Origin of the sequence: Treponema peruense, assembly GCF_016117655.1 — a bacterium.
GTDB classification, from domain to species: Bacteria; Spirochaetota; Spirochaetia; order Treponematales; family Treponemataceae; genus Treponema_D; species Treponema_D peruense.
Genome location: NZ_CP064936.1, coordinates 2678834 through 2705253, shown reverse-complemented (window position 1 = coordinate 2705253; position 26420 = coordinate 2678834). Strand labels below are relative to the sequence as shown.

The following is a 26420-nucleotide window of genomic DNA, read 5'->3' as shown; positions in this document are numbered from 1 at the left end:
AAAATTGTAGAAGAACGATACATTTAGAGACATGTGTGTTAGTAAAAGGTGAAATGCGCGAAGGAGGACGCAGAAATCGGAAATGACTTGATTTTTTGCTGTCGCGAAGCGACAAACGATAGTTTCCAAGCAAAAATCACGTCAAGGCCAATATTGGCCGGTTTACGGTTTCGGCAGACGACTGGGAGCATTTTTATATTTACTTGTATTAGTAAAAAAATTCGTTCTTCTACGTGTTTATTAGTGAAATTTAATATGCGTAATATATGAGGTTTTTATGAAAGAAATGAATGTTGGGTATGAGAGACGGGTTCAGCTTGGACGCGTTAAGAAAACTTTTATGATTGTAATGGCGGTGGCGGCTTTGTTTGCGTCTTCGTTGCTTTTACTTGGGTGTTATGAGCCTTCTCCTTTGTACGGAAGCTGGGCTGATAACAGCGGAAACAAGATTTCTTTTATCAATGACGGAACTTTTGTTGCAAAGATTAAGTCCGTTATGGGAACAGCGGTTTCTTATGAAGGAGATTATTCCGTTATAGACAATGTACTTGTATTCAGCGTGAAGGATCCTAGTTATACGGTTACAACTGAATGGGATATTCGCGGTGCCATGCTTTATCTTGAATGGCTGGGCAGTGACAAACAAACTGTGTCGCTTACCCTGTATCATACTGCCAGGTAGGTTGCGTTTATGCTGAGTTTTTCTTTTCTTTCTGAACATAGGCGCGGTGTTTTGCTGGCGCTGGTATGTGTTTTTTCTGTTTGTTTTCTTTCGGCGCAGGAAAGTGAATCTGAAAGCCCCGAACTGAATCCGCGTACAGGGTTTCCTGAGATTGTGGAAAAGCCGTTTGTTATGTTCAATGAAGGTGTGTCTTTTGCACAGATTACGCGCGTGGAATTGATTGAAGACAGGAGCAATTTTGTTCGCCAGAATTATCTTGCGGGTGCTTATTTTGGGATTCAGACTGAAAATATGATGCCTGTAAACAGTATGGTCAGAATTGCGGCTTATTATCCTTTTTACCATACTTTTAACGGAATGCAGCAGTTTCCCAAACAGACAATTTTGTATGCGTTCGATTTGTTTGCTGGACCGATTATTCAGGCAGATATGTGGAAGTATGTAAGGCTGAATTTTGCCGGCGGTCTTCACTATATGTACCAGCTTACAGATGAATATCATATGCATTATCTGGGACTGGGCGCACTTGTGGGATGTGAGCTTCCTGTTGCGCGCAGGTGGACTGTTTTGCTTAACGGGACTTTTACGCTGGATTATCCGAATCTTGGCGAAAACAGGATTGTGCAGCCGTTCGCGTATGCATGGCAGTATCAGCTGGAACTTGGAGTGCGGTACAGCAGGCGCGGTGAAAACAAGTATTCGTACATTCATTCGCGCTTGAGACGCTAACAGCCACGTGTGTACAGGAAGGTGCGCGTGGTAAGACGCAGTTTGTTTAGATAAGAGCAGCGCAGGTTAAAATGCTCCCAGTCGTCCGCCGAAATCGTAAACCGGTTTTTCAACAAAGTATGGACTCATATTTTGTTGAAATTACTTGACGTGATTTTTGCGTAGAAACCATTGTATGTCGCTTCGCGACGGCAAAAAATCAAGTCATTTCCGATTTCTGCGTCCTCCTTCGCGCATTTTAACTTTCCTATAAATTGAACGATTGAGCAAGTTTCAACTTGCGATTGAGTTCAATTAGTGCGCGTGAGCGCACACGTAAATAAGACAGTTGCGCAGCAACTGAAGTTTTCAGAACAACTCTATATGAGTTGTCCTGAAATACTTTTGCTAAGTATTATCTCTTTAAAAATCGCGTCTTCCCTCACGGACGTTGCGTTAAAAAGTTTGAGGAGCGCGTGACGTACCATTATGATTTTATGGGCGACAGGCTGAATAGCGGAAAGTTCTGTGCGATTGTGCAGGGAATCGAGTTCGTGATGAACGGAGCGAACCAAAAGATGTGCGGCAGTTGGAGAAAATCGGAAATATTAAGGATATATAGACATGACGGAATATATAGTTCATCCTTTTGAGCCATTTTTTAGGGCGGATTCAAAAATATTGATTGTAGGAAGCCTGCCGTCCGTAAAGTCGCGGGAAAATGGTTTTTATTACGGACATCCGCAGAACCGTTTCTGGAAAATGCTGGCGATGATTTTTTCTGAAGAAACGCCATTATTAATAGAAGAAAAACAGCGCTTTTTGGAAAAACACAAAATTTCCGTGTACGATTCAATCAGGGAATGTACGATTTGCGGCTCATCGGACAGTTCGATAAGTAATGTTATACCTTCTGACATTGAAAAAATTGTGTCCGCCTGTAAAATTACAAAAATTCTTGCAAACGGCAAAACCGCCGCTAAATATTTTCTAAAATATCAGGATGAAAAACTGTGTTCCATGCTGAAAACTCTTCCTTCCACAAGTCCTGCAAATGCCGTTTATTCAATTCAAAAACTTGTTGAAATTTGGGGAAAGGAGTTTTAAAAGTTTTTACGTAAAATTATTCCTGGAACCAGTTTTCAACCCTTAAAAAAGAGCGTTCCGCCGTTTCCTCAAAGTCTGCCGTGTTGCGCGTTACTAAAACCATTCCGTTTGCGATTGCTGTTGCCGCAATCTGGGTATCGCAGTAGGGAAGGGTTTTGCCTTCTTTTGCACATTGGCCGGAAAGATGTCCGCAAATTTCTGCCGCAAAACCATCGTAAGGAATTATTTCTATATTGTTCCTTAAATTTTCCACAAAATTTGCAATTGAGTTTTTGCGTTTTCCTTCTGGCATTTTTTCAGCACCGTAAACGAGTTCCTGAAATGATGTTGCGCTGATTGCACACATATTTTTTCTTGCCTCATATAAGGCGAGTACGTTTTGATTCGGATATTCTTTTGTGAATTCCGAAACAATGTTTGTGTCAAGAAGATAAACTTTGTTCATTTTTTCTCCATGAGAAAGTCTAAGAAAATTTGCAACGCAAACTTTTAAAGTTGTAAATAAAATTATTCTTCAAAAATAACCCTGTTTGGATCCTGATAAACTTTCGGCCGAAGAGGAATTCCTTCATCGTTCAAAACATTGGCATATTCTTTGCGCCATTTGGAAAGCCAGCTTATTTCAGTTGACGAATTCTTTTTTTCGTATTCTTCATAGCTTATAATTACCGCAACAGGTTTATCGTAGCGTGTAAGTTCTACAGGTTCGCCTCTTTCCGCGATTTTTACAAAATTAGAAAGGTTGTTTCTTGCTGCGTAAATTGAAGTTCTGCACATAGACACCTCCAAGATATTTTATATAAGAAATAATAGCATGTAAAAAATTATATAGTCAACATTAAAAATGTTAGCCAACATAGAGGCAAAAGATGATGAATAAAGCGGATTGCAATGCGTGAGGGTATGGAAGCCCTTTAGTCGACCGCAGGCGCGGAGCGGCGAGGACGATGAGCGGTTAGCGAAGGCTGGAACACCCGACGGCGAAGCCGGCACGCCCGGAATCTTTGGTTTTTGACTTTTCTGAATGTAAAGTGCTTTGAGCGTGGCAAAATTTGCACGGAACGTGTTTTGGGATTATAATGGAAGTATCTGTGTTTTTTTGATGCATGAAAATTTTTGAAAACACAATGGAGGCAGTTATGAAAAAATCTCTAGTTTCTTTTGGAGCGCTTGCTTTGGTTGGAATGGCTGGAGCGGCTGGTTTTGCGGAGGAATATCCTGACGCTCAGAAAACGTTGCCCGGTTCAATGGGATGGATGCAGGGATTCCCGCCAGCGCAGGAAAAAACACTGCATGCTTCTGACGGTTCTTTTTTTGAATTTCCGGCTCTGCGCTACAGCGTAAATCATATGAGGGAATTTTTTCCGACACGCAATGTTTCTTCTGGAAGCGGCAAAAAATATTCGTTAAAGCAAAAACTTGACCCTAAAATTGACAGCGTTACTTTTACTCCGTGGGATTCTGGCAAGACAATGACTTTTGAAGAGTCCTTGGATGCGAACTACACAGACGGAATTATTGTCATGCATAAGGGAAAAATCGTCTACGAAAAATATCCTGCGGGACTAAAGCCGGATGGTCTGCATGCGGCTATGTCAGTAAGCAAGTCGTTTACAGGAACGGTGGCTTCTATTCTTGCCGCGGAAGGAAAGCTTGACCCTTCTAAAAAAGTAACGGACTATATTCCTGAATTAAAGGATTCTGGTTATGCAGATGCGACTGTCCGCCAGGTTATGGACATGACTACCGCGATAAAGTACAGCGAGGATTACAACGATCCTAATGCGGAAATCTGGGCTTACTCGGCCGCAGGAAATGTTTTTCGCCCTATAAATTATCGTGGTCCGCAGAACTACTACGAATATCTTGCGACTGTAAAAAAACTTCCTGATTCAGAGCACGGAGAGGCGTTCGGGTACAGGACAATCAACACTGAGCTTTTGGCGTGGATTTGTTCGCGCGTAACAGGGCAGGGGCTTGCGGAGATGGTTTCCGAAATGATTTGGAAGCCTTTAGGCGCTCATTATGACGGTTACTATCAGGTGGACCCTTCCGGAATAGCATTTGCTGGCGGCGGATTTGACCTTAACTTGCGTGATATGGCAGCTTTCGGCGAGATGATGCGTAACGGCGGCAAATTGAATGGAAAGCAGGTTATTCCTGAAAAAGCGGTAAATGACATAGCATCCGGCGGTTCTTCCGAAGAATACAAGGCGGCGTTTGCAAAAAGCGACTATACAAAGTTAAAAGGCTGGAGCTACCACAATATGTGGTGGATAACAAACAATTCCCACGGAGCATACATGGCGCGCGGTGTTCACGGACAGGCAATATACATCGATCCTGCGGCGGAAATGGTGATTGCGCGTTTCGCTTCAACCCATTATGCTTCAAACAAATACATCGATCCGCTTTCAATTCCGGCGTACGAAGCAGTCGCGGAATATCTTATGAAAAAATAATTTTATAGTGAAGGGCGGCTGGCCGCCCTTCACTATAAATCTTACAGAAGGTGCAGCGTTAGCGAAATGTATTTTACCATACGAACGTTCGTTAACAGATACGAATGTTCGGGAAGGTCCGCGTGGTAAGGCGCAGTTTGTTTAGATAAGTGGCAGCGCAGGTTAAAATGCTCCCAGTCGCCCGCCGAAATCGTAAACCGGCCAATATTGGCCTTGACGTGATTTTTGCTGGGAAACTATCGTTTGTCGCTTCGCGACGGCAAAAAATCAAGTCATTTCCAATTTCTGCGTCCTCCTTCGCGCATTTTAACTTTTGCTAAGTGTTATCTCTTTAAAAATCGCGTCTTCCCCCGCGGACGTGCGTTAACAAATACGTGCGTTAACAGACGAGTGTGTACGTTAACATTTTCATTGAACAAAATGTCAAAAAGTGTTAAAATGTCATTATGAATACATACGTGGCTCTTTGCGCGGTTGGCGCAGAAAAAATTCTTGGTAACGAAATCAAACAGCTTGGTTATACTCTTGCAGGTAATGCTCCTGGACGTGTTGCTTTTACCGGTGACGATGATGCCCTTTATCGTGCAAATTTCTGTCTCAGAACAAGTGACCGTGTTTATATTCAAATGGCAAAATATCATGCCGAAGACTTTGACGAGCTTTTTGAAAACTGTTCGCTTGTAGACTGGCAGGATGTATTCAAGAAAGATTCACGCATTGTTGTAGATAAGGTACGCACTTATAAAAGCAAACTTAACAGCGAGCACAGTATTCAGGGAATGGTTCAGAAGGCCATTTACAAAAAGCTTGGTTTTGTGTGGAAGATGAGCGTTCTTCCCGAAAGCGGTGAGCAGTGTGATGTGCGCGTTTACATTGACCAGAATGAAGTTTCAATTCTTTTGGACACAAGTGGAGAAGCGCTGCATAAAAGAGGCTACAGAACTGACGGCGGAATTGCTCCTCTTCGTGAAACAACTGCAGCCGTTTTGCTTCAGGAAATGATGTGGCGCAGAAAAACACCTCTTCATGATCCTTTCTGCGGAAGCGGAACAATTGCAAACGAAGCCGTTTTGTATGCACACAATGTTGCGCCGGGACTGGGCCGTCACTTTGCTTATGAACATTTGGCAATATATAACCAGAACCGCGCTGTAGAAATAAAAAAGCAGGAGGCCGCAAAGATTCGCACGGACGTTGAATGTCGTATTACAGGAAGCGACATTGATCCGGCGGCCGTTGAGCGCGCAAAACTTAACGCGGAACATGCGTGCGTCACTGCGGGAAGAGCACTCCAGCTTATTGGAAGCGATGCCAGAATAGAGCGGCCGGACTTTATCGTAAGTGACTTCAGGGATTTGCGCGCACCCTACGAAAAGGGACTTCTGTTGTGTAACCCGCCGTATGGAGAACGTATCGGTGATGCAGAGCAGGCTGCGGAACTCTACAAAGACATGGCGCAGCTGTTTACCGATTTTCCGGGCTGGGACCTTGGTGTAATAACGAGCCAGAAGAGTTTCCAGAGTTCAATAGGCAAGCATGCACGGCTTTTAAAGTCGCTTAAGGCCGGAAACCTTGATACGACACTTTATATTTACAACTAAGCGGCGATTATGGCAGTACAGGTTGAGCACGAAAAACGAAAGCACGAAATTCTTACAAAAGCACTGGAACTTTTTATAGAAGAAGGCTACGAAGATGTTACATTCCAGAAAATTGCAGATCGCTGCGGAATAACAAGAACAACGCTTTACATTTATTTTAAGAACAAGCGCGAAATTTTTCTGTGGAGCATCAAGCAGTTTACCCAGGCTTTGGAACAGGAAATTCTGACGATTTTAAAGAATCCGCAATACACCTCGATTGAATGTCTTGAATGCATTTTTGACATGATTATTACGCGTGCCGAAGAAAACTACCAGTTTTTTAAGGTTCTTCTTACTTATCTTATTCAGCTTCAGAAAAGCGGATCAAATGTCAACGAAAGGGTTGCAAGACGCACGATACGCATTCAGCATATATTGAGCACAATTGTTATTCGTGGCCAGAAAAACGGTGAAATAAAAAAGCTGCCCGTCAAGAATATTAACGACCAGCTTTATATGCTTTTGGAATGCGGAATATTCCGGCTGGCAGTTCTTGGAAAGCAAAAACTGGACGGAATCCGCGAAATGGTTGCCTTTTCTATAAGTCAGTTCCGCGAAGAATAATCTGCAGTTCTGGCGTAATCTATAGGTGTGCTGTTTGAAGTTGTACTCGGCACAGTGATGCTGTTCAGCTTCTGCGGCTTTTCATCTGTTGAAAGAATTACAAGCATGTCTTCTTCAATAGGCTTTGTCCAGTAATAGTTTGTAAAAATAACTGTTTCACCTTTTTTCTTTGAAGCAAAATCCTGTCCGACAAGAGCTGTTGCTTTAAGTGCGCATCCCTTAAAGACATCGGGAAGTGATGTATGCAGAAGAATTGTATAAGTGTCATCTTCTGTACCTTTTGTAAATTCAAAAAGCTGCGTTTTGCTTCCGTTTGAGAGGGCTACAGAAAGTGAAAAATATTGCAGGTTTTCTTCTGTGCTTTCATGTGTCTGCGGAAGAGTAAGAATTCCGGGTGCAATGACCAGAGCCTGGATTTTTTCATCATAGACTATCGGAATACGGCTTTCTTTTGCATTGACCGGATAAAGTTTTTCTTCGTTGACTGCAATTTCTTTTTCTGAATTTGCCTTTGAGGGTCGTACTGTGTCTGTTGGCTGTGAATTTTCGTAGCCCGAAGAAGTTTTGTATCTTACGTAATATCTGTAATATTTGTCACTTGAAGCGTAATAGTCTGTGAAAATAACCGAACCGTCTACAGGGTAACTGCCTGATTTTATAATCTGGCCTATGTTTACAAGTGAGTCCTTTACCTGCTTTGCATCTTCACCGTCGCTGTCCATTTCGTAGCGGAATATGTTCATGTAGTCGGCGTAAGTGAGAATTACAGGAGCGATTGTTATGTTTGTGTCGCTGATGTCCGTTACAGGCGCGGTAATTGTTTTTTCTGTGCTGGAAAAATCAATCAGGCTACACGAGGAAAATGTAAGACTTATAGTCGCTAAAATGAATAAAATGTGTCTCATCTCTTTGAATTTCGGCCTGGGCGCTACGAAACTTTACAAACATTTACCTTTAGTTTATTCTCTATATATGAATATATTTTCTACACAAATTGATGTTATGGGCCTGGTTGCTCCGGTTTTGATTTGCTGCATTCCGCTTGCCGCAATTTTTGTCTGCATGAAGCTTTTTGTAAGCGGATTCAGGACTTGGCACGGAATTCTGGCATGTCTTCTGGGACTTTTGAGTGTTGTTCCGATTACGGCTATTCAGTTTGTGATTGACCTTTTTGGCGGAGGCGGAATTCTTTCGGGAAAGACGCTGCCTTCTGTTCTTTTGCACGATCTTATAATCAACGGACTTATTGAAGAAACAATAAAAATGCTTCTTTTGTTCCTGCTGCCGTGGAAAAAGATGCGACTGGCTGAATTTTTTTCATGCGCGGTTTTGAGTGGATTTACGCTTGGATGTTTTGAGACGATTGTGTATTCACTTGCTGGAACAGGAACTGCACCGCTTCGGATGGTTACTTCGGTTATTGTTCACGGAAGCTGTGCGGCTCTGAGCGGTCTGTTTGTTTTTTCATGCAGGCACAAAAGTCCGCGTGCATTTTCCTACATTTTTGCGGTAATTCTTCACGGCGTTTATAATTATTTTGCCGGTTTTGACATGTCCAGCCCGTTTTTCTACATGAGTTTTGCGGTTATTGCGATTGCAGTTATTGAATGCAGAACAAGGTACATTAACGAAAGAAAAAATCTTTTGCCTCAAGAGAAGAGCGCGCCGGCCGCGGTTGGTTTTGGGCACAAGGCTGCTGTAGAAAAGAATTCCGCCGACAAAACTCTGATAGAAGCAAAAATCCGTGACAGTCAGGACAAGACTCTTGTAGGAGTAAAGTTTTCGGGGTCGGCGGATGTTGCGCATGAAAAACGCGCGGCTGAGGTTACAGAAGAAATTCGTGTAGAAGAAGATGCGTTACCTGCACAAACGGGCGCGCTTGTAAGCAAAACAGAAGCGCCGGTAAAAAAAGCCGCGTCGGTTAGCGAAACAAAAACTGCGGTAAGAAAGACGCGCGCGAACGGCGGTTCGGCAAAAGCCACGACGGTTAGCGAGACGAAAACTGCGGTAAAGAAGACGCGCGCGAGTGGCGGTTCGGCAAAGGCCACTGCGGTTAGCGAGACAAAAACTGCGGTAAGGAAGACGCGCGCGAGCGTTGGTTCGGCAAAGGCCACTACGGTTAGCGAAACGAAAACTGCGGTCAGAAAGACGCGCGCGAGCGGCGGTTCTTCAAAAGCCGCGTCGGTTAGCGAGACAAAAACTGCGGTAAAAAAGACGCGCGCGAGTGGCGATTCTTCAAAGGCCACGTCGGTTAGCGAAACGAAAACTGCGGTAAGAAAGACGCGCGCGAGCGTTGGTTCGGCAAAAGTTACGGCGGTTAGCGAAAAAAAGCCTGCTGCTAAAAAGACGCGCGCTGGTGCGGCTGAAAAAACCAAAAACAAAAGTGAAAAATAAGATTATTTAAAAGGAAGAAAAATGAAAAAAATATTTGCCTGCGCGCTGGCGGTAACTGCGCTTTTTGTTTCGTGTTCCAAAAGTGAAAAACCGGCTCCAGTTGTGGCGGATGTAAAAGAAGAAAACGTGACTGCTTCCATTCCAACGCAGGAAGAACAAAAAGGTGTATACACGTACAGAACAATCAGTTCTTCCCCTTCAACATGGAATCCGACTGACTGGAGTATGGGAAACGAAGGTACTGTTCTGGATTTTACGGCTTCGGGTCTGTACGATTTTGTAATGAACGAAACAAAGGATGGTTACGAAGTTTTCTGCGAAATGGCAGCCGAACTTCCTGCTGATGTTACAAAAGAATATGCAGGCAACGAAAAGTACGGAATTCCGGCAGGGGCAGAAAGCGGCTATGCGTGGAAATACAATCTTATTCAAAATGCCGTGTGGGAAGACGGAACAAAAATTAACGCCGACACATACGAATATACTTTCAAACAGTTTTTGAATCCGGATATGAAAAATCTGCGTTCGTCCAGTTTTTGTCAGGATAATTTTGCGATTGCAAATGCATACGATTATTATTCCGGCAAAGAAGGTGTTGAATGGAGCGACGTTGGTTTTATCAAAAATGATGAATTTTCGTTTACTCTTATTTTGAAAAACTCGCTTTCCCCTTTTTTTGTTCAGTATAATTCAACTTCAATTATTCCGGTTCATCCTAAGTTATATGAAGAGAATAAATCCAAAAAAGGACAGATTGTAAAAAGTTCTTATGGCACTTCACCCGAAAAATATTCTTCATGCGGTCCGTACAGAATTTCGGAATTTCAGCCTGACAAGGAAATGAAATTTGAACGCAATGAAAAATGGTACGGCTGGACTGACAACAAACATGAGGGACAGTATGCGGTTACAAATATTCAGCTTTCATATATTTCTGAACATTCCACGGCTCTTTCTCTTTTTTTAAGGGGCGAACTTGATGACGTTGCGCTTGATGTAAACGATTTGAAAGTTTACGGCAACAGCGAATACCGACTTACGACTCCCGAATCCTATACATGGAAGTACAGTTTTAATATTGACAAAGAGGCTCTTAAAAAACATGAGTCAAAGGGAATCAACAAATCTATTTTGAGCTACACTGATTTCAGGCACGGAATATCGCTTGCACTTGACCGCCAGAAATATGTTGACACAATTACACCCGCGTCTGATGTTGGCTTTGGTTTGATTAACTATATGTATGTTGCCGACCCCGAATCTGGTGAACTTTACCGCAATACACCTCAGGCACAGAAAGTTTTGTGCGATTTGTATCTTTCTGACAAAGTTGAAAATATTACCGGTTATAATCCTGAAGCTGCATCTTTTTATATTACAAAGGCTTATAAAGCTGCACTGGCTGCCGGTGATATTAGCGAAGGCGATGTTGTCCAGATTGACTACCATACTTACGACACAAATACTGCCAACATGAGAAGCGTGGCTTTTCTTGAAGATGCGCTTAAGGCTGTTGCACTCAATACTCCGCTTGAAGGACGGATTGTTGTAAAGCAGGTTACCGACGAAAATTATTATGAAAACATGAGGCGTGGACGTGTAGACTGTGCAATGACGGGCTGGGGTGGTGCCGCTTATGATCCCTATGGAATTATGTGGTGCTACTGCGATCCCGGTGCGCTTAACGAATATGGCTTTGATCCTGAATCAGAAATGCTTGAAATTGATCTTTCGGAATTTGCTGAAACTGGCGGATTAAAAATTCAGAAAAGTTTTTATGACTGGTACCGCGCTTTGTGTGAAGGTGAATATTCTTCGGCAGAAAGCAGTGTGCGCAATACAATTCTTTCGCAGATGGAAAAAGGTCTTCTGTCATATTACAACATGATTCCAATCCGCTATCTTAACAGCACCGAACTTATTTCGCAGCGTACTGTTATGGGAAGCGAAACTTTTGTCAACTCGCTTGTCGGTTACGGCGGAATGAGGTTTATGTCTTTTTCTATGGATGATGCCGAATGGGACAAATACTGTGACGAAAACAACCGTCAGCTTAAGTACTAGTTGGTTATGATTAAATACGTTCTTAAAAGAATTGCGCTCATGTTTCTTACTCTCTTTGTGATTATGACGATGCTGTTCGTTTTAATCAGGCTTTTGCCCAACCAGGTAGAAGCTGTTCAGGGCGGGTTTGACAAGGCTCTTCGTGAAATGCGCGAGGCGTGGGGATACAATGAGCCGCTTGTCGTTCAGTATGCGTATTTTTTGCGGAACGTGTTTACTAAGTGGGACTGGGGTTTTTGTACTACGATGGGAACTTTTCTAGAACCCGTTACGCAGTACATTGTGAGCCGTCTTCCTGCTACAATTTATATAAATGTTCTTTCACTTATAATTTCACTTCCGCTTGGAATCTGTTTTGGAATTGTTGCGGCTGTATGCAAAAATAAATGGCAGGATCATGTGATTCAGGTTTTTATTATGCTGTTTATTTCTGTTCCGGCTTTTGTGTATGCTTTTCTGCTGCAGTATTTTATTGGCTTTAAGCTGAATCTTTGTCCTCTTGTTATGGACGCAGGTACAGATTATTTTTCGTGGTCTATGCTGCACAGTGCAATTCTTCCGGTGCTGGCACTTTCGTTCGGGCCCATTGCCGGTGACATGCGTCTTATTCGTGCGGAACTTACCGAAACACTTACAAGCGACTATATGCTTCTTGCAAGAACAAAAGGTCTTTCGCGCGCACAGGCTACGGTAAGACATGCGTTTAGGAATTCGCTTGTTCCGCTGGTGCCTACTTTTCTTGCCGACTTTATTTCTATTATTTCTGGCTCTATGATTATTGAACAGATCTTTGCTGTTCCGGGAATTGGCCGTACCTATCTTCTTTCAATTACGCAAAAAGATTACAGCGTTTTTATGGCGTGCTCTATGTTTTATATTACGATTGGTCTTGCGGCCGGCATTGTTTTTGACTTGAGTTACGGTTTTATTGATCCGAGAATCCGCATGGGAGGTGACAAGTCCAATGAACGCTGATAATTCTTTTGCAACTGATATTTTGAATGAAAATAATTTTGAAAAAATTCCTGCGGAAAAATTTGAATTTGCTCATACAGAAAATTTTTCTTCTGCAGAAAATGTGTTTTCAAAAAAGCCGCGGGGTTATTTTGCCGATGCAATGCTCAGGTTTGTTACTAACCGCGGTTCTGTTGTCTGTTTTTTTATAATTATTCTGCTTGTTCTTTACGCCGTTTTTGCACCGCTGTTTTCGGGCTATAAAATCTCTGACCGAGACGGTTATTACGCTTATGCTTCGCCGAAGTGCGCTTTGTTTGCGCCGCTTGGTTTCTGGGACGGTTGTGAAACAATTGAAGTAAACGCAATTACGCTGGACTATCTTAAGGCAATTCCGGGTGCGGTTGTTAAGTATCTGGGTGAGTCTGAACATACTGCGGCCGGGCGCAAACGTACCTGGTACAAAATTAAAGTCGACACTTATGCAAAAACAGGCTGGGTAAGAATGTTTCTTACCGCTCAGGAATTCAATGCCGCGCGCGAATGGGAAAAAAAATCGGGCATTCAGCTTTTCTTTCCGTTGATTGATGAATCAAAAGTAAAAAATGCAGTTTATAAAAACGACCAGAATGCGTGGTTTCTGACGGATGCCCGCGGTTATGCAACAAAGACCGCGGCCGGGGAACTGCAGAATATTTTTCTTAAGGACGGGGATTTTTCCGCTTTGTCTGATTCTTCTGATGGATATGCCTATTCTGTTTCGCGCATGAATGATTCCCAGAAGGAAGTGCGCGTGCTTTATTCAGCATGGTATCTGTACAAACACGGGCGGAATGCATCATTTCTTTTTGGAGCAGACAATTCAGGCTATGATATTTTTACGCGTCTTGCTTACGGTGCGCGGCTTTCACTTCTGTTGAGCGTTGTGGTTGCGGCAATAAATCTTTTTTTGGGAACAGTTGTCGGTGCGCTTGAAGGATATTACGGCGGTGCATTCGATATTATTATGGAACGCATCAAGGATATTCTTTACGAAATTCCGAGCGTTATTTTAATGACACTTTTTCAGCTTTATTTTGCAAAGAGTCTGGGCCCGATTGTTTCTATGTTTGTCGCGTTTATTTTCTTTGGCTGGATTGGAACATCGTCTACGGTTCGCGCGCAGTTTTACCGCTTTAAGGGGCAGGATTATGTTCTTGCGAGCCGTACGCTTGGTGCAGGAGATGCGCGGCTTATTTTCAGGCATATTCTTCCCAACTCAATTGGCTTTATTATTACGGCAAGTGTTTTGAGTATTCCGGCGGTTATTTTCAGCGAGGCGAATCTTACTTATCTTGGTATTGTTAACCTGCAGTCCGATACAATGACAAGTGTTGGCACTATGCTGAACTCTGCGCAGTCGGCACTTTCGCAGCACCCGCACTGTGTGTTTTTTCCGGCAGCGTTTATTTCTGTTCTTCTTATTTGTTTCAATGAATTCGGAAACGGTCTTCGCGATGCGTTTAATCCTTCTTTGAGAGGTGCCGCCGGTGAGTGAACTTGAAATACAGAATCTTGCGGTTTCGTTCAAAACAGGACAGGATACAGTCAAAGCAGTACGCAATATTAATCTTACTCTTAACAAGGGCGAAACTCTGGCGATTGTTGGTGAGAGCGGTTCGGGCAAATCGGTTACTGCAAAATCTGTTCTGGGCATTCTGAGCGCAAATGCATTTGTCGAAAGTGGAAAAATTCTGTTTGACGGCAAAGACCTTCTGTCGCTTAGCGAAAGTGAATTGTGCAAAATCCGCGGTAAACGCATTACGATGGTGTTCCAGGACCCGATGTCGTCACTTGATCCTATTGTTAAAGTAGGGCCGCAGCTTACAGAAGCCGCAATTCTTAACGGAAGAGCCAACAGGCGCGGTGCTTTGAAAAGAGTGCGTGCGGGTTTGGCTGCGGTTAAAAAACAATGCAAGACTTTGGAAAACTCTGTGGAACTTTTAAAAGAGTTTGCTTTGTTTAAAAAACAAATCCGCGCCGGATGCAGACAGTTTTCGCGCCTGTTTTGCGCCAGTCCTGAAAAAGAATTTAACCTTAGCAATATAGATGCGCTGCCTGATTTTTTTGTACGCGAAAAAATTCCTGCGGGCATTAAGAAAATTCTTGGTGAGGAAGGGCAGCGCTGTCTGTTGGGGGACGCGGTTCAGTCTGTGTACAAAATTACAGCAAAGAAGGCTTATTTTCGCGCAATTTCCATAATGAAAGAAGTGGGAATTCCTGAAGCCGAAAAAAGATTCAACCAGTATCCGTTTGAATTTTCGGGCGGAATGAGGCAGCGTATTGTAATTGCCATTGCCGTTGCCGCAAACCCCGAAGTGCTTGTATGCGATGAACCTACAACTGCACTTGACGTAACAATTCAGGCTCAGATTCTTGAACTTATAAAAAAACTCAAGCGCGAGCGGAATATGAGCGTAATTTTTATTACACACGATCTTGGTGTTGTGGCAAATGTTGCAGACCGAATTGCCGTAATGTACGCAGGTAAAATTGTGGAATACGGAACGGCAGAAGATATTTTTTACCACCCGGCGCATCCTTATACATGGGCGTTGCTTTCTTCTGTTCCCGACCTTGAGTCAAAGGGACGGCTGCTTTCTATTCCGGGAACTCCGCCTGACATGCGCAATCCCCCGGCCGGTGACGCTTTTGCCGCGCGCAATGCTTATGCACTTAAAATAGATTTTGAACGCGAGCCGCCGATGTTTAAGATTTCTGATACGCACGGAGCGGCAACCTGGCTTTTGCATCCAGACGCGCCCAAAGTACAAATGCCGCAGATTATCAGTGACAGAATCGCGCGCATGAAGGAGGCACGTCATGCAGAATAATTCCGATGATGTTTCACAATTTGTTTCACAGCCACTGCCTTCTTCGCCACCGCAGTCACAACAGTCGCCGCAGGCACAACAGTCGACGCGGTCACTGCCGCTTTTGCGTGTGGAACATTTGCGCCAGTATTTTAACGCGGGTAGCAGAAGTAAAATTTTTTGCGCTGTAGATGACGTTAGTTTTGACATAGCACGCGGTGAAGTTTTTGGTCTTGTAGGAGAAAGCGGTTGCGGCAAGACAACGACCGGGCGCTCGATTATACACCTGTACAAAATTACCGGCGGAAATATTTATTTTGACGGCCACCGCATTAATGCCGGCACCTGGGAATATGAGCAGAAAATTCGCGAAGCACGCTTTCAGAAAAATCCTGACATGAAAGAAATAATTGCCCGTGAAAAAGAAAAAATTCGGCAGGCACGCAGTGTTGCAAACAGTACAAAATTTGAACCGCGTATTCAGATGATTTTTCAGGACCCGGCGACTTCTCTTGACCCAAGAATGACGGTTGGCGAAATTATAGCAGAAGGACTTCTGGTGCGCGGTGAACGTGACAGACATGCCGTTGGTAAAAAGGTGAGCCGTGTTCTTGACCGCGTGGGGCTTTTGCCTGAATATGCCGAACGCTACCCGCATGAGTTTTCGGGCGGTCAGAGGCAGAGAATAGGCATTGCGCGTGCCCTTGTTATGGAACCGCAGCTCATTATTGCCGACGAGCCTGTAAGTGCGCTTGATGTTTCTGTAAAGGCACAAATAATCAATTTGCTCAATGATTTGCGCCATGACCTTGGACTTTCAGTTCTTTTTATTGCGCACGATCTTTCTGTAGTAAAATATTTTTGTGACAGAATTGCCGTTATGTACCGCGGAAAAATTCTTGAAACAGCAGGCTCTGATGCACTTTTTGCAAACCCGCAGCATCCTTATACGCGCTCTCTCATAAGTGCAGTTCCCTTACCCGATCCTGTTTACGAAAGAAGCCGGCAGCGTATTGTTTTTGACGCAGAATGCAGTGCGCAAACAGACACTGGCGGCGGTGTACTTTGAAAAAAACATTTTCTTCTTTTACAAAAACATTCATCCTTTGTATTCCCGCCGCCACCTTACTTGCGCTTGGTGTCGCTTTATATGAACGCGCGCACAATGCTTCTTTTGGGGCTGCACGTCTTTTTAGTGACGGAACTTTTGTTTCGGGAATAATTTTATTTTGTCTGGGCGCGCTTGGTGTTGCTTCCGGCGCCGGGGCTTTTCTTGCGTTAAGCTATGGTTTTTCAAAACTTGCCGGCAGACTGTGCAGACCAAAAAATATTGCGGTTTCAGAAAAAGAAACATATTTTGACTACTGTTCGCGAAAAAAAGCAGTGCGCAAAACTAGCGGCACTTCGTTTTCATTTGCTGCTTTACTTGCAGCGGGTATTCTGTTTATTGCAGTTTCTGTAATTGCAGCTTTTGTATATTAACAAAATACACTAACAAAGTGTACATTGACAGATTACGGTGGTTTAGATAAATTGAAACTATGATAGAAACGTGTTCAATTTTACAAAACGGAGAAGTTGAATTTGTTTTTTGCCCTGCTGACTACAAAGAACTCGAAAACTTTAAACTTCGTGATGTGTATGTCTTCGGAACCTTTACTGCCTGGCAAAAGACAGACGATTTTAAGCTTGAAAAAAAAGACGCTTCGGGCAGCAAGTGGACTCTTGTAAAAAAAGAATGCGAAGTTAGTATCCCGGGGAATTCCGGTTTTCCTGAATTCAAGTTTATTGCAACAGCCGAAAACAAAGAAATGATTGCAGACATTTATCTGAATGCACCTGATGAAAACCGCGGAATAAAGTTTCTTTCAAACAACATTATTCCCGAAGGACCTTTTGATGCAGAAGCGGTTATCAATGATGAAGCATTTGCAGTCAATATAAAATCACTGGCTGAATTCAATCTTTCTTCAGAGCAGGAACTTGCAGAAATAAGCAACGTGCGCAAAGTCCCGGGTACGTCATGTCTTTGGCGCGGCTACCATCCCTATAAAAAATCACGGCCGCTTTTGGACACAGAAGAAACCAGAATCCGCATAGTAAACGAAAAGCTTCAGAAAAACAGTGTTAAGTCTGTCATAACTCTGTGCGGTGAAGAAAACCTCAGTGCAGAACTTGAAGAAAAAATTTATCCGTACATGAAAAAAATCCAGGACGGCGGAAACCAGCTTTTTGTAGATACTTCTTACGAAACCGTTTACTTTGATTCGACAGGTGAAGAATATGCGCTTACGGTACAGAAAATCGTGCGTTTCATAAACAGCCATCCGGGCGCATACTACATTCACTGCAGACTTGGCTCTGACCGAACCGGAACAATGAGTGCAGTTCTTGCGGCTTTGTGCGGCGCTTCATGGAAAGAAATTGCGGCAGACTATGAGCGCACACGTTTTATGGGAATACAGGAATTCCGTAGTGCGCGGCTTCTTGCGTATTCACTGTCGCGTCTGCTGGGAGAAGATGTTTCACGGTGTTCCACGCTGCAAAAAAAGACAGCCTCTTATTTCGTAAAAGGCGGCTGGCTTACCGAAAGCGAAATAAACACTCTTGTAAAAAAACTGACAGCAAAGTAAAAAGCGCAGTTAATTAAAGCGCAGGAATTTATTTAAATAACAAGCCCGAGCGGGAAGACGCAACTTCTACAAAGATAAATCTTAACGAAAGTTAAAATGCGCGAAGGAGCACGGGGAAGGCCGAAATGACTTGATTTTTTGCTGTCGCGAAGCGACAAACGATAGTTTCCTTGCAAAAATCACGTCAAGGGCCATATGGCCCGGTTTTGGACTTCAACGGGCGACTGGGAGCATTTTAACACTCGCTGGCCCTTATCTGACTAAACTGCGTCCTCCCACGCGTGCTACGTTTTTTTCAGAACTTAAATTCGCTCATGTGATTGTTGAGTTCGTTAACGCCGGCAGAGTTTCTTGAAACATTTGTCTTTGTAGTCGACATCTTTGTATTGACATCATTGAGCTTGGCCTGAATATCGTCAATCTTTTTGTTTATTTCATTTGTTTCCTGACTCAAATGCTGCATTTCAACTGCAATCTGTTCCCCGCCCTGAAGCATTTCTGCCGATCCGTTGCTTACAGAATTCGTAGAATCAGTAATAAGACCAATTCCCTGAAGAATCTGCTTGTTACCTTCAGTCTGTTCAGACATAGCATTTGAAATAGCATCTTCCTGATGCTTTACTTTCTGCACAAGTTCATTAATAACGGCAAACTGTTTCTGGACAGTTTCTGAATTTTCTGCAACCTGCGTAATAAGCTGCGACAGTGATTTCAAATCTTTTTCAATAGATTTTGACTGGTTTGTAGTAAGATCCGCAAGTTTACGTATTTCTTCAGCAACAACCGCAAAACCTTTTCCGGCATCTCCAGCATGAGCAGCTTCAATAGTTGCATTCATAGAAAGAAGGCTTGTCTGGCTTGCAATATCCTGAATAATTTTACTTGCATCAAGAAGAAGTGAAGACTTTGACAGAACATCCTTTGCCATGTCTGAAGCAACCTGAACTTTTTTCATTCCGCTGTCAGTGGCAGTTTCGAGGGCGTTAACAGACTCATTGTTTTTGTGAAGAATATTTGTAACGCCTTCAACATTTGCAACCATCTCTTCAATAGCCGCCGATGACTGTGAAATAGCCGAAGTCTGGGTTTCAATCTCACCGTTAAGCTTGCGTATATGTTCAATAATCTGGTTGGCGGTTGCATTTGATTCTTCGACACTTGCAATCTGGTTTGTCATGTCATTTTTGATGGAATCAGAAATTGAGCCTGCTTCAGAAAGTTCATTTTTAGATTCGTTGATGTTGTCTTCAAGCTGATTTGAAATCTTGAGTGTAGAAGAAACATTTTTGCTTACGTCAGAAAGAATATCTTTTACTTCATTAAAGGCATGGTTCAGGTTGTTTGTAAGAAGACCGAATTCATTTCTTGTAATAACAGGAATATTTTCTTTTGTGTAGTCTTTGTGTGCAAGCGCGCGGATTACATCGTTTAATGCATTAAGGTTTCGCGTAATGTCATGCGTGTTTGTTATTGTAGTAATTGCAATAGCCACAAGCGAGTGGAATTGAATAAAGCCCAGAACATACAATAAGTTATTTATAGTCTTCTGATGTGCAATTCCCGGAACAGAGAAAAATCCGTTCAGCAAAAGGAAAGAACCCACCATGTTTAGTGTGATAAAAAATATAAATCTTTCTTTAATTGAACTTGTTTTGTTTTTCTTGTCAAACTTAAGCCATGTTACTTCTTTTTCCAGCTGTGAATTGTAAAGCGTGTAAAAGGCAATGCTGTAAAGGGCAATGAATCCCAGATAGATGAGTGTAAGCGGAACATAAGCCTTTGTATTTCCGAATGATTCAAATTGCAGGTGTCTTGAATTTATTGAACCTGCAATCGAAAGCGGAATCATTACCGAAAGAACAATATTATAAAGGAAGATAATTTTGCGTGACATTGTGAGCATATGGTTGCAGTAATCTATTGTTTCCTGGCTTCCGTCAAATGTCATGAGTTTTCTTTTCAAATATTTGTCAAATAAAACAGGAACTGCAAGTGCAAGTAAATGTGCTATAAGACATGTCGGATAAGTGAGTGACAAAAGAACTTCCTGTGCCGTTAAAATTTTTGCAGGTATCATTACAAGCGGTGCAAATACAAACGGCACAACGGAAATGCAGATAAGAAATATGCTGCTTTTGCTGAAACTCAACACAGGCTTTTCTTGAACAATCTGGTCAGAACTGGACATTTTATTTCTCCAAATTAATGAACGTAATCAACGACAATTTTACATTACTTTTTCGGATAAACAATTTATAACATAGATATATATATGTTAAAAGTGTATGTCAATAAATTTTGACATAGTGCTGTACTAAAAATTTGTTAATCTACAAGTCGCCTGTATATATAAATAAGTAAGTTGTGAAACAACTGAAGTTTTCAAAACAATTCTATTTGAGTTGTTCTGAAATACGTTTTTCGGGCAAAAACAGGCCTCTTTCTTGTTGACTTATAACGCTATGGATAGTATACTGTATAAACACCGTCTACTAGATATAGCGGTTTTTAGTCTATAATTATACATATTATAACTAGATAGGGACTTTCCTGAATGCGGCCTTACGCGGGGTTGCTTAGGGAAAGTCCTTTTAATCGGTTTTAATATGTGTAATTTTATTGGAAAAGTTTATTCAAATTTTATAAATAGTGATAGGGGAAGTTCAATGAAGATCATTAAGAGAAGCGGCGCCGAAGTTATTTTTGACAGGAACAAGATTTCCAATGCTATTGAAAAAGCAAATAATCAGGTCAAAGAAGAGGACCGTCTCTCACAGGCTCAGATAGAATCCATTGTAGATGACATAGAAATTGAATGTCACAGGGAAGGTCATGCCCTTAACGTAGAAGATATTCAGGATCTGGTCGAAACAGGCATTATGCAGAACGGCGCGTACAATGTTGCAAAGCTTTACATAACATACCGCTACCGCCACCAGCTTATGCGCAAGGAAAACACTACTGACCAGCAGATAATGAGCCTTCTTGAAGAAAACAACGAAGAAGTCAAACAGGAAAATTCAAACAAAAACCCGACTGTTGTTTCTGTTCAGCGTGATTATATGGCAGGTGAAGTAAGCAAGGACATTACACGCCGCTTTCTTTTGGACCAGGACATACGTCAGGCTCACGACGAAGGTATAATTCACTTTCACGATGCTGACTATTTTGCCCAGCACATGCACAACTGCGACCTTGTTAACCTCGAAGACATGCTTCAGAACGGCACTGTCATAAGCGGAACAAAAATTGACCGCCCGCATTCTTTTTCTACAGCATGCAATATTGCCACGCAGATTATTGCACAGGTAGCAAGCTGCCAGTACGGCGGACAGAGCATAACCCTTGCACACCTGGCTCCTTTTGTAGACGTGAGCCGCCGTAAGATAAAGTCAGAAATTTCAAACATGATTTGTACAACCGGGCTTCAGGTAAATGAAGACCAGTTCAACTACATGGTCGAGCAGCGTGTTAAGGACGAAATCAAGCGCGGTGTGCAGACAATCCAGTACCAGGTTATTACACTTATGACCACCAACGGACAGGCTCCGTTTGTTACTGTATTCATGTATCTTAATGAAGCAAAGAGCGAGCAGGAAAAAACAGATCTTGCCCTTATTATAGAAGAAGTTTTAAAGCAGCGTTACCAGGGCGTAAAAAACGAAAAGGGTGCATGGATAACACCGGCATTCCCCAAACTCATTTATGTACTTGAAGATGACAATGTAGAGCCTGACTCAAAGTATTATTATCTTTCTGAACTTGCAGCAAAGTGTACCGCACGCCGCATGGTTCCGGATTATATCTCAGAAAAAAAGATGCTCGAACTCAAGGACGGCAACTGCTACCCGTGTATGGGATGCCGCTCTTTCCTTACAGTTTATCATGATGAAAACGGAAAGCCCAAGTTCTACGGTCGCTTTAACCAGGGTGTCGTAACACTTAATCTTGTAGATGTAGCCTGTTCTTCCGGAGGTGACATGACAAAATTCTGGCAGATAATGAAAGAGCGCCTTGACCTTTGCCACCGTGCACTCAGAATCCGCCACGAGCGTCTTTTGGGAACCAAGTCAGATGCCGCACCAATTTTGTGGCAGAACGGTGCACTTGCCAGACTGCAGAAGGGAGAAACAATAGACAAACTTTTGTACAACGGCTATTCAACAATTTCACTTGGATACGCGGGACTTTGCGAGTGTGTCCGTTACATGACAGGAAAATCGCACACAGATCCTTCTGCCAAACCGTTTGCACTTGATGTAATGCACGCGCTTAATGACGCCTGCAAAAAGTGGAAGGAAGAAGAGCATATTGACTATTCAGTCTACGGAACTCCTCTCGAAAGCACTACATACAAATTTGCAAAGTGCCTTAAGAGACGCTTTGGTGTAATAACCGGAGTTACCGACAAAAATTACATTACCAACAGTTACCACGTTAATGTTACAGAAAAAATCGATGCGTTTACAAAACTTACATTTGAGTCACAGTTCCAGGAACTTTCACCGGGCGGTGCGGTAAGTTATGTAGAAGTTCCCAATATGGAAAACAATATTCCGGCTGTAATGGCGCTTTTAAAGCACATTTACAATAACATCATGTATGCCGAACTCAATACAAAAAGCGACTATTGCCAGAAGTGCGGCTACACCGGCGAGATTCAGATTGTAACAGACAAAGACGGAAAACTTGTGTGGGAATGCCCCAACTGCAAAAATCACGATCAGGCTACAATGAATGTTGCGCGCAGAACATGCGGTTACATCGGAACACAGTACTGGAATCAGGGACGCACGCAGGAAATCAAAGAGCGCGTTCTGCACCTTTAGTTTTTGTCCGGGCATAAAATGAATTACGGTGAAATAAAAAAAACAGATATTGCAAACGGCGACGGCGTAAGAGTTACACTTTTTGTGTCGGGCTGCCGTGTGCATTGTCCCGGATGTTTTAACAAACAGACATGGGACTTCTGCTATGGCAATACGTTTACACAGCAGACAGAAGAAGAAATTCTTTGTGCCCTTAAGCCGGACTACATCAGTGGTCTTACTGTCTTGGGCGGTGAACCGTTCGAGAGTGAAAATCAGGTTGAACTCGCACCGTTTTTAGAAAAAGTGCGCGCGGCTTTTCCTGACAAAACAATCTGGTGTTACACAGGCTACAATTACGATACAGACATAAAAAATCCGGAAGGAAAAAAACACACGCCTTTTACAGACAGAATGCTTTCGTGTATAGACGTGCTTGTTGACGGGCCGTTCATTGCAGAACAAAAAGATATATCGCTCAAGTTCCGGGGCTCCAAAAACCAGCGCATAATTAACCTGAAGGAAAAAGCAAATGACTGATTGTTCCGTATATTTCAAGAGCCTGGTTGAACAGGACAATACTGCAATTGTAATCTGCGACTTGAACCACACAATAATTTATATGAGAGTATAAAATGAAAAAAATATTTCTTGCATTAATTATTCTATTTTCGCTTTTTGCATTTACCGGGTGTCCAACGAATGAAGATCTTGCAATCGATTATATTTATACAGTTAATATAAAAATCAATGTAGAAAATAAATCAAATAATCAGGCTGAATTGAACCTTATTCCGGTTTTGCTGGACGAGGAAAATACTTGGGCAGAATTTTTCTGGGTATCTGACGGAGAAACTCATTCTGTAATAAAAGAAAATAAAATTGTAAATGAAAATGAGTCAACAGAAATTTTACTTAAATCATTGTATGAAGTACCTGTAAAAGAATCTTTTCTTCTTAACATTAACGGAGAAAATGGAAAAAACTTTTTGGGTTATAATAAAGAAGTTCCTTTGTATAATAAAGGTCAGAAGCAGGATTTATCAAATATAATTCAGGATAATCTGGGAACAGTGATTTTTAAGCACGATGATTTTTCAAAATGGACAGACGCTGATGGTGAAAAACAGTTAGACAACTACACTGTTTATGCAGAATACAATCTTTTAATCACCGATGATAGCTGTACATTAAATTTATCTTACCTGAAATAAACAATTTTGAAATTTCCTGCGAGAGTGAAGCCGGCTTTTGTGTAACTGCGGATTGCGCTGATATTTTTTTGCCTTACAAAAAGAATTGTTTTTTTACCTTCTGCGCGCGCTTTGTATGCAATTGCACAAACCAAAGCCGCTGCAAGATTTTTTCCGCGGAATTCTTTTTTTGTATACACGCCGCCCAGTTGAACAAAATTTTTTGTCTGCGCATTTGTATTTGCCTTTGCAATAAAAGTGTCTTTGTAAAAAATACCAAAAACTGTAAGCGTACGGAGCGTCTTGTCTAAAACCATGCGCTCTGCTGCCGGCGGAATTTTCTTCCACGGGGAAATTTCTTCTTCTGTATCGTAAGCAACCTGCAGCGGCATAAGAAGATTTCCGTCAGAAAGAGAACATTCTTTTACAACACCAAACGCCGGTTTACAGACAGCGCCGCACGTTTGTTCCATAAGAAAAAGTTCCCGCGCCCTGCGTTCTTTATAAAAATTCACATTGCAAAGAGCCGCTTCCAGTTTTGACACGCAGCTGCTTTCTCCGGTGATTGAATGAATTTTTTTGTCCTTAAAAAAAAGTGCAAGTTCCTTTTTTATTTCTTCATTCATGTCAGGAATAAAGGCGCTCAGTGATTTTCCGATGTTGTACGAAAAAACGCCTGCTATCTGTACAGGACACGGCGCATCTTTTTTATCACTGTCCGTATTCAGAATAAGAAAAACGCTTTCTTCTTCGTTAAGAATACGCTGCATTAAAGCGCAGTTGAATTTTTCTTCTGCAAGCAAAAATGTCTGCGCTTGTAAAAACAAAGCTTTTGCATCAGGACAGTTTGCTGCCTGCACAATTTTAATACAGCGCATTTATTCAGTAACGTCCTTGAGCCATTTTCCAGATTTGAGTCTTGCAAGACCCCAGAAAGTTTTTAAAACACCTTCAGTCAAAAGACAAAAATAAACTGCCGGCGGTGAAAGCTTCAGAACAAATGCTGCAAAAATTCCAGCCGGAATGGCAATTGCCCACATCCAGAAAATATCGTGGAAGGCCGCAAACTTTGTATCTCCTCCCGCGCGGCAAAAACCGACAATAAAATACATGGCAAACGCGTTGAACGGGTAAAAGCAGATTAAAACATAAAGCATGTGCCTGGCCGTTTTAATAATGTTCGGTTCCACGTTGAACAAATACGGAAGCAGAAGTGAAAGCGGGTAAAGCAAAAGACCGATTCCCACTGCACAAAGCGGAAGGAACCATGCGAATCTGTTTGCATAAAGACGCGTCTCATCTTTTTTACCTTCGCCGATTTTTTTGCCAAGAATAATTCCTGTTGCGTTTCCTGTGCCAATAAAGAAAACCCAGGTAAGCTGCGAAATTGTTCCCGTTATGTTGAACGCGGCAATTGCGTCTGTTCCCATGCGTGAAAAAATTGCGTTTTCTACAGTAATTCCCATTCCCCAGAAAGTTTCGTTAATCAAAACCGGCAGTGCAATTCTTATGAATCTGTAAACAAAGTATCTGTCAAATTTAAAAAACGATCGCACCGACCCTGCCGCTTCAAATTTTTTTGCATACGAAAAAATCAGTAAAAGTGCGGTTTCAAGACTGCGCGCAATGACTGTAGCAATAGCAGCTCCGGTAACGCCCATTCCGTTAACTGCAAAATGTATTCCAAGAAAATTAAACGAAAATCCAAAAATAAGTGCGTAATTAAAAAGTGCATTTACTGCAAACGAAGCAGCTGTGCAAACCATAGGCAGGTGAACGTGTTCAGTACTTCTGAATGCCAGCTGGAACGGAAAGCCAAGTGCCATTATTACATAACTTGGTGCAACTGCCCTCAGATATTTTGCCCCGAACGCAATTACAACAGGATCTTTTGAATAAAAGCCTATAAGAACCTGCGGAACAGTAAGGCCGGCAATGCAGAATACGAGCGATATAATAGTAGAAAAAGTGAGCATAATGCCCATTGTTTTGTGGATTCCGTCCAGATCTTTTTTGCCCCAGAACTGCGTAATAAAAATAGAGCCGCCGCTAGAGATTCCAAAAAGAATCATATTCAGAATAAAAAATATCTGGTTTCCAAGTCCGACGGCGGCAATTTCTGCTGCACCCAGCTGGCCGACCATAATAGTGTCCAGCATGTTTACAAAAGTCTGCATCAAATTCTGCAGAATAATGGGAACGGCAATAAAAAAAAGTGTCTTGTAAAAACCCTTAAGCGGTGTCCTGAGCGAATTATTTTTTAACATAAGCCCAGTATAGCAAAAATATGTCTGTGTAGCAAATTCAGGCAAGAAATGATATAATTAATAGGAAAGTTTGCAAACTTTCCTATTAA

At 42.3% G+C, this 26420-nt stretch carries 23 protein-coding genes and 1 pseudogene; 18 read left to right on the top strand and 6 right to left on the bottom strand.

Translation table 11 applies throughout. From position 1 onward, the window contains the following. Positions 1-277 precede the first annotated feature (277 nt). The 4 genes and pseudogenes from IWA51_RS12475 (at position 278) to IWA51_RS12465 (ending at position 2497) form a co-directional block, all read left to right on the top strand. Positions 278-682: a hypothetical protein gene (locus IWA51_RS12475; RefSeq protein ID WP_198442649.1), complete on the top strand. Its 405-nt coding sequence runs from the start codon at positions 278-280 to the stop codon at positions 680-682. A 9-nt stretch (positions 683-691) separates the two neighbouring features. Next, a complete protein-coding gene (locus IWA51_RS12470) occupies positions 692-1411 on the top strand; it encodes a hypothetical protein (RefSeq protein WP_177527975.1) in 720 nt (239 codons plus the stop codon). 437 nt (positions 1412-1848) lie between these two features. Next, positions 1849-1971: pseudogene (locus IWA51_RS12985) on the top strand (chloramphenicol acetyltransferase); the annotation flags it as partial. A 43-nt stretch (positions 1972-2014) separates the two neighbouring features. Then, positions 2015-2497, top strand: a complete 483-nt coding sequence (locus tag IWA51_RS12465; protein WP_198442648.1) for a DNA-deoxyinosine glycosylase — start codon at positions 2015-2017, stop codon at positions 2495-2497. 16 nt (positions 2498-2513) lie between these two features. Here the strand turns inward: IWA51_RS12465 and IWA51_RS12460 are convergent, their stop codons facing one another. After that, positions 2514-2942, bottom strand: coding sequence for a type II toxin-antitoxin system VapC family toxin (locus tag IWA51_RS12460; protein WP_198442647.1), 429 nt, complete (start codon positions 2940-2942; stop codon positions 2514-2516). A gap of 62 nt (positions 2943-3004) precedes the next feature. Continuing rightward, positions 3005-3274, bottom strand: coding sequence for a type II toxin-antitoxin system Phd/YefM family antitoxin (locus tag IWA51_RS12455; protein WP_198442646.1), 270 nt, complete (start codon positions 3272-3274; stop codon positions 3005-3007). Positions 3275-3636: 362 nt separating this feature from the next. Between IWA51_RS12455 and IWA51_RS12450 the strand changes: the two genes are divergently transcribed. The 3 genes from IWA51_RS12450 to IWA51_RS12440 all read left to right on the top strand — a co-directional run bounded on the left by IWA51_RS12450 (position 3637) and on the right by IWA51_RS12440 (position 7166). Beyond that, complete coding sequence (locus tag IWA51_RS12450) at positions 3637-4959, top strand: serine hydrolase domain-containing protein (protein WP_230402664.1); 1323 nt, start codon at positions 3637-3639, stop codon at positions 4957-4959. Positions 4960-5405: 446 nt separating this feature from the next. Continuing rightward, the gene (locus tag IWA51_RS12445; protein WP_198442645.1) at positions 5406-6560 is read left to right on the top strand and encodes a THUMP domain-containing class I SAM-dependent RNA methyltransferase; all 1155 of its coding nucleotides are present in this window, start codon (positions 5406-5408) and stop codon (positions 6558-6560) included. A 9-nt stretch (positions 6561-6569) separates the two neighbouring features. Beyond that, positions 6570-7166: a TetR/AcrR family transcriptional regulator gene (locus IWA51_RS12440; protein ID WP_198442644.1), complete on the top strand. Its 597-nt coding sequence runs from the start codon at positions 6570-6572 to the stop codon at positions 7164-7166. On the opposite strand, the gene IWA51_RS12435 is transcribed toward IWA51_RS12440, so the two are convergent. After that, positions 7148-8071 carry a hypothetical protein gene (locus IWA51_RS12435; RefSeq protein WP_198442643.1) on the bottom strand — a complete coding sequence of 308 codons (924 nt, stop codon included), beginning with the start codon at positions 8069-8071 and terminating at the stop codon, positions 7148-7150. The two genes, IWA51_RS12440 and IWA51_RS12435, sit on opposite strands and share 19 nt — an antisense overlap. Before the next feature lie 67 nt (positions 8072-8138). Here IWA51_RS12435 and IWA51_RS12430 point away from each other — a divergent pair, with 67 nt between their 5' ends. The 8 genes from IWA51_RS12430 to IWA51_RS12395 are packed head-to-tail and all read left to right on the top strand — an operon-like array spanning position 8139 to position 18063. Further along, positions 8139-9560 (top strand): PrsW family glutamic-type intramembrane protease, encoded by a 1422-nt coding sequence (locus IWA51_RS12430; protein WP_198442642.1) that lies wholly within the window; start codon positions 8139-8141, stop codon positions 9558-9560. A 21-nt stretch (positions 9561-9581) separates the two neighbouring features. Beyond that, positions 9582-11624 (top strand): ABC transporter substrate-binding protein, encoded by a 2043-nt coding sequence (locus IWA51_RS12425; protein ID WP_198442641.1) that lies wholly within the window; start codon positions 9582-9584, stop codon positions 11622-11624. A 6-nt stretch (positions 11625-11630) separates the two neighbouring features. After that, on the top strand, positions 11631-12599 hold the full coding sequence (locus IWA51_RS12420; RefSeq protein ID WP_198442640.1) for an ABC transporter permease: 969 nt from the start codon (positions 11631-11633) through the stop codon (positions 12597-12599). Continuing rightward, positions 12589-14115 (top strand): ABC transporter permease, encoded by a 1527-nt coding sequence (locus IWA51_RS12415; protein WP_198442639.1) that lies wholly within the window; start codon positions 12589-12591, stop codon positions 14113-14115. The genes IWA51_RS12420 and IWA51_RS12415 overlap by 11 nt, the downstream gene beginning before the upstream one ends. Then, a complete protein-coding gene (locus IWA51_RS12740; protein WP_230402663.1) occupies positions 14108-15451 on the top strand; it encodes an ABC transporter ATP-binding protein in 1344 nt (447 codons plus the stop codon). Before IWA51_RS12415 ends, IWA51_RS12740 begins: the two co-directional genes overlap by 8 nt. After that, positions 15441-16499 carry an ATP-binding cassette domain-containing protein gene (locus tag IWA51_RS12405; protein WP_198442638.1) on the top strand — a complete coding sequence of 353 codons (1059 nt, stop codon included), beginning with the start codon at positions 15441-15443 and terminating at the stop codon, positions 16497-16499. The genes IWA51_RS12740 and IWA51_RS12405 overlap by 11 nt, the downstream gene beginning before the upstream one ends. Then, positions 16496-16912, top strand: coding sequence for a DUF3899 domain-containing protein (locus IWA51_RS12400; protein ID WP_198442637.1), 417 nt, complete (start codon positions 16496-16498; stop codon positions 16910-16912). The genes IWA51_RS12405 and IWA51_RS12400 overlap by 4 nt, the downstream gene beginning before the upstream one ends. A 59-nt stretch (positions 16913-16971) precedes the next feature. After that, a complete protein-coding gene (locus IWA51_RS12395) occupies positions 16972-18063 on the top strand; it encodes a tyrosine-protein phosphatase (protein WP_198442636.1) in 1092 nt (363 codons plus the stop codon). A gap of 295 nt (positions 18064-18358) precedes the next feature. Here IWA51_RS12395 and IWA51_RS12390 read toward each other — a convergent pair whose 3' ends face one another. After that, the gene (locus IWA51_RS12390; protein WP_198442635.1) at positions 18359-20251 is read right to left on the bottom strand and encodes a methyl-accepting chemotaxis protein; all 1893 of its coding nucleotides are present in this window, start codon (positions 20249-20251) and stop codon (positions 18359-18361) included. A gap of 478 nt (positions 20252-20729) precedes the next feature. Here IWA51_RS12390 and nrdD point away from each other — a divergent pair, with 478 nt between their 5' ends. From nrdD to IWA51_RS12375, 3 genes are all read left to right on the top strand, one after another. Further along, entirely contained in the window at positions 20730-22892 is a 2163-nt protein-coding gene (nrdD, locus tag IWA51_RS12385) for an anaerobic ribonucleoside-triphosphate reductase (RefSeq protein WP_198442634.1), read from the top strand. 18 nt (positions 22893-22910) lie between these two features. Beyond that, positions 22911-23411, top strand: coding sequence for an anaerobic ribonucleoside-triphosphate reductase activating protein (nrdG, locus tag IWA51_RS12380; RefSeq protein WP_198442633.1), 501 nt, complete (start codon positions 22911-22913; stop codon positions 23409-23411). 95 nt (positions 23412-23506) lie between these two features. Then, positions 23507-24085, top strand: coding sequence for a hypothetical protein (locus IWA51_RS12375; RefSeq protein ID WP_198442632.1), 579 nt, complete (start codon positions 23507-23509; stop codon positions 24083-24085). Here IWA51_RS12375 and IWA51_RS12370 read toward each other — a convergent pair. After that, positions 24073-24924, bottom strand: coding sequence for a GNAT family N-acetyltransferase (locus IWA51_RS12370; protein ID WP_198442631.1), 852 nt, complete (start codon positions 24922-24924; stop codon positions 24073-24075). The two genes, IWA51_RS12375 and IWA51_RS12370, sit on opposite strands and share 13 nt — an antisense overlap. 18 nt (positions 24925-24942) lie before the next feature. Beyond that, a complete protein-coding gene (locus IWA51_RS12365; RefSeq protein ID WP_198442630.1) occupies positions 24943-26331 on the bottom strand; it encodes an MATE family efflux transporter in 1389 nt (462 codons plus the stop codon). Positions 26332-26420: the final 89 nt, after the last annotated feature.

Excerpts from the sequence above, each read along its gene's own strand:
- IWA51_RS12475 (WP_198442649.1), top strand. The coding sequence starts at position 278 with ATGAAAGAAATGAATGTTGGGTATGAGAGACGGGTTCAGCTTGGACGC.
- IWA51_RS12470 (WP_177527975.1), top strand. The coding sequence starts at position 692 with ATGCTGAGTTTTTCTTTTCTTTCTGAACATAGGCGCGGTGTTTTGCTG.
- IWA51_RS12465 (WP_198442648.1), top strand. The coding sequence starts at position 2,015 with ATGACGGAATATATAGTTCATCCTTTTGAGCCATTTTTTAGGGCGGAT.
- IWA51_RS12460 (WP_198442647.1), bottom strand. The coding sequence starts at position 2,942 with ATGAACAAAGTTTATCTTCTTGACACAAACATTGTTTCGGAATTCACA.
- IWA51_RS12455 (WP_198442646.1), bottom strand. The coding sequence starts at position 3,274 with ATGTGCAGAACTTCAATTTACGCAGCAAGAAACAACCTTTCTAATTTT.
- IWA51_RS12450 (WP_230402664.1), top strand. The coding sequence starts at position 3,637 with ATGAAAAAATCTCTAGTTTCTTTTGGAGCGCTTGCTTTGGTTGGAATG.
- IWA51_RS12445 (WP_198442645.1), top strand. The coding sequence starts at position 5,406 with ATGAATACATACGTGGCTCTTTGCGCGGTTGGCGCAGAAAAAATTCTT.
- IWA51_RS12440 (WP_198442644.1), top strand. The coding sequence starts at position 6,570 with ATGGCAGTACAGGTTGAGCACGAAAAACGAAAGCACGAAATTCTTACA.
- IWA51_RS12435 (WP_198442643.1), bottom strand. The coding sequence starts at position 8,071 with ATGAGACACATTTTATTCATTTTAGCGACTATAAGTCTTACATTTTCC.
- IWA51_RS12430 (WP_198442642.1), top strand. The coding sequence starts at position 8,139 with ATGAATATATTTTCTACACAAATTGATGTTATGGGCCTGGTTGCTCCG.
- IWA51_RS12425 (WP_198442641.1), top strand. The coding sequence starts at position 9,582 with ATGAAAAAAATATTTGCCTGCGCGCTGGCGGTAACTGCGCTTTTTGTT.
- IWA51_RS12420 (WP_198442640.1), top strand. The coding sequence starts at position 11,631 with ATGATTAAATACGTTCTTAAAAGAATTGCGCTCATGTTTCTTACTCTC.
- IWA51_RS12415 (WP_198442639.1), top strand. The coding sequence starts at position 12,589 with ATGAACGCTGATAATTCTTTTGCAACTGATATTTTGAATGAAAATAAT.
- IWA51_RS12405 (WP_198442638.1), top strand. The coding sequence starts at position 15,441 with ATGCAGAATAATTCCGATGATGTTTCACAATTTGTTTCACAGCCACTG.
- IWA51_RS12395 (WP_198442636.1), top strand. The coding sequence starts at position 16,972 with ATGATAGAAACGTGTTCAATTTTACAAAACGGAGAAGTTGAATTTGTT.
- IWA51_RS12390 (WP_198442635.1), bottom strand. The coding sequence starts at position 20,251 with ATGTCCAGTTCTGACCAGATTGTTCAAGAAAAGCCTGTGTTGAGTTTC.
- nrdD (WP_198442634.1), top strand. The coding sequence starts at position 20,730 with ATGAAGATCATTAAGAGAAGCGGCGCCGAAGTTATTTTTGACAGGAAC.
- nrdG (WP_198442633.1), top strand. The coding sequence starts at position 22,911 with ATGAATTACGGTGAAATAAAAAAAACAGATATTGCAAACGGCGACGGC.
- IWA51_RS12375 (WP_198442632.1), top strand. The coding sequence starts at position 23,507 with ATGAAAAAAATATTTCTTGCATTAATTATTCTATTTTCGCTTTTTGCA.
- IWA51_RS12365 (WP_198442630.1), bottom strand. The coding sequence starts at position 26,331 with ATGTTAAAAAATAATTCGCTCAGGACACCGCTTAAGGGTTTTTACAAG.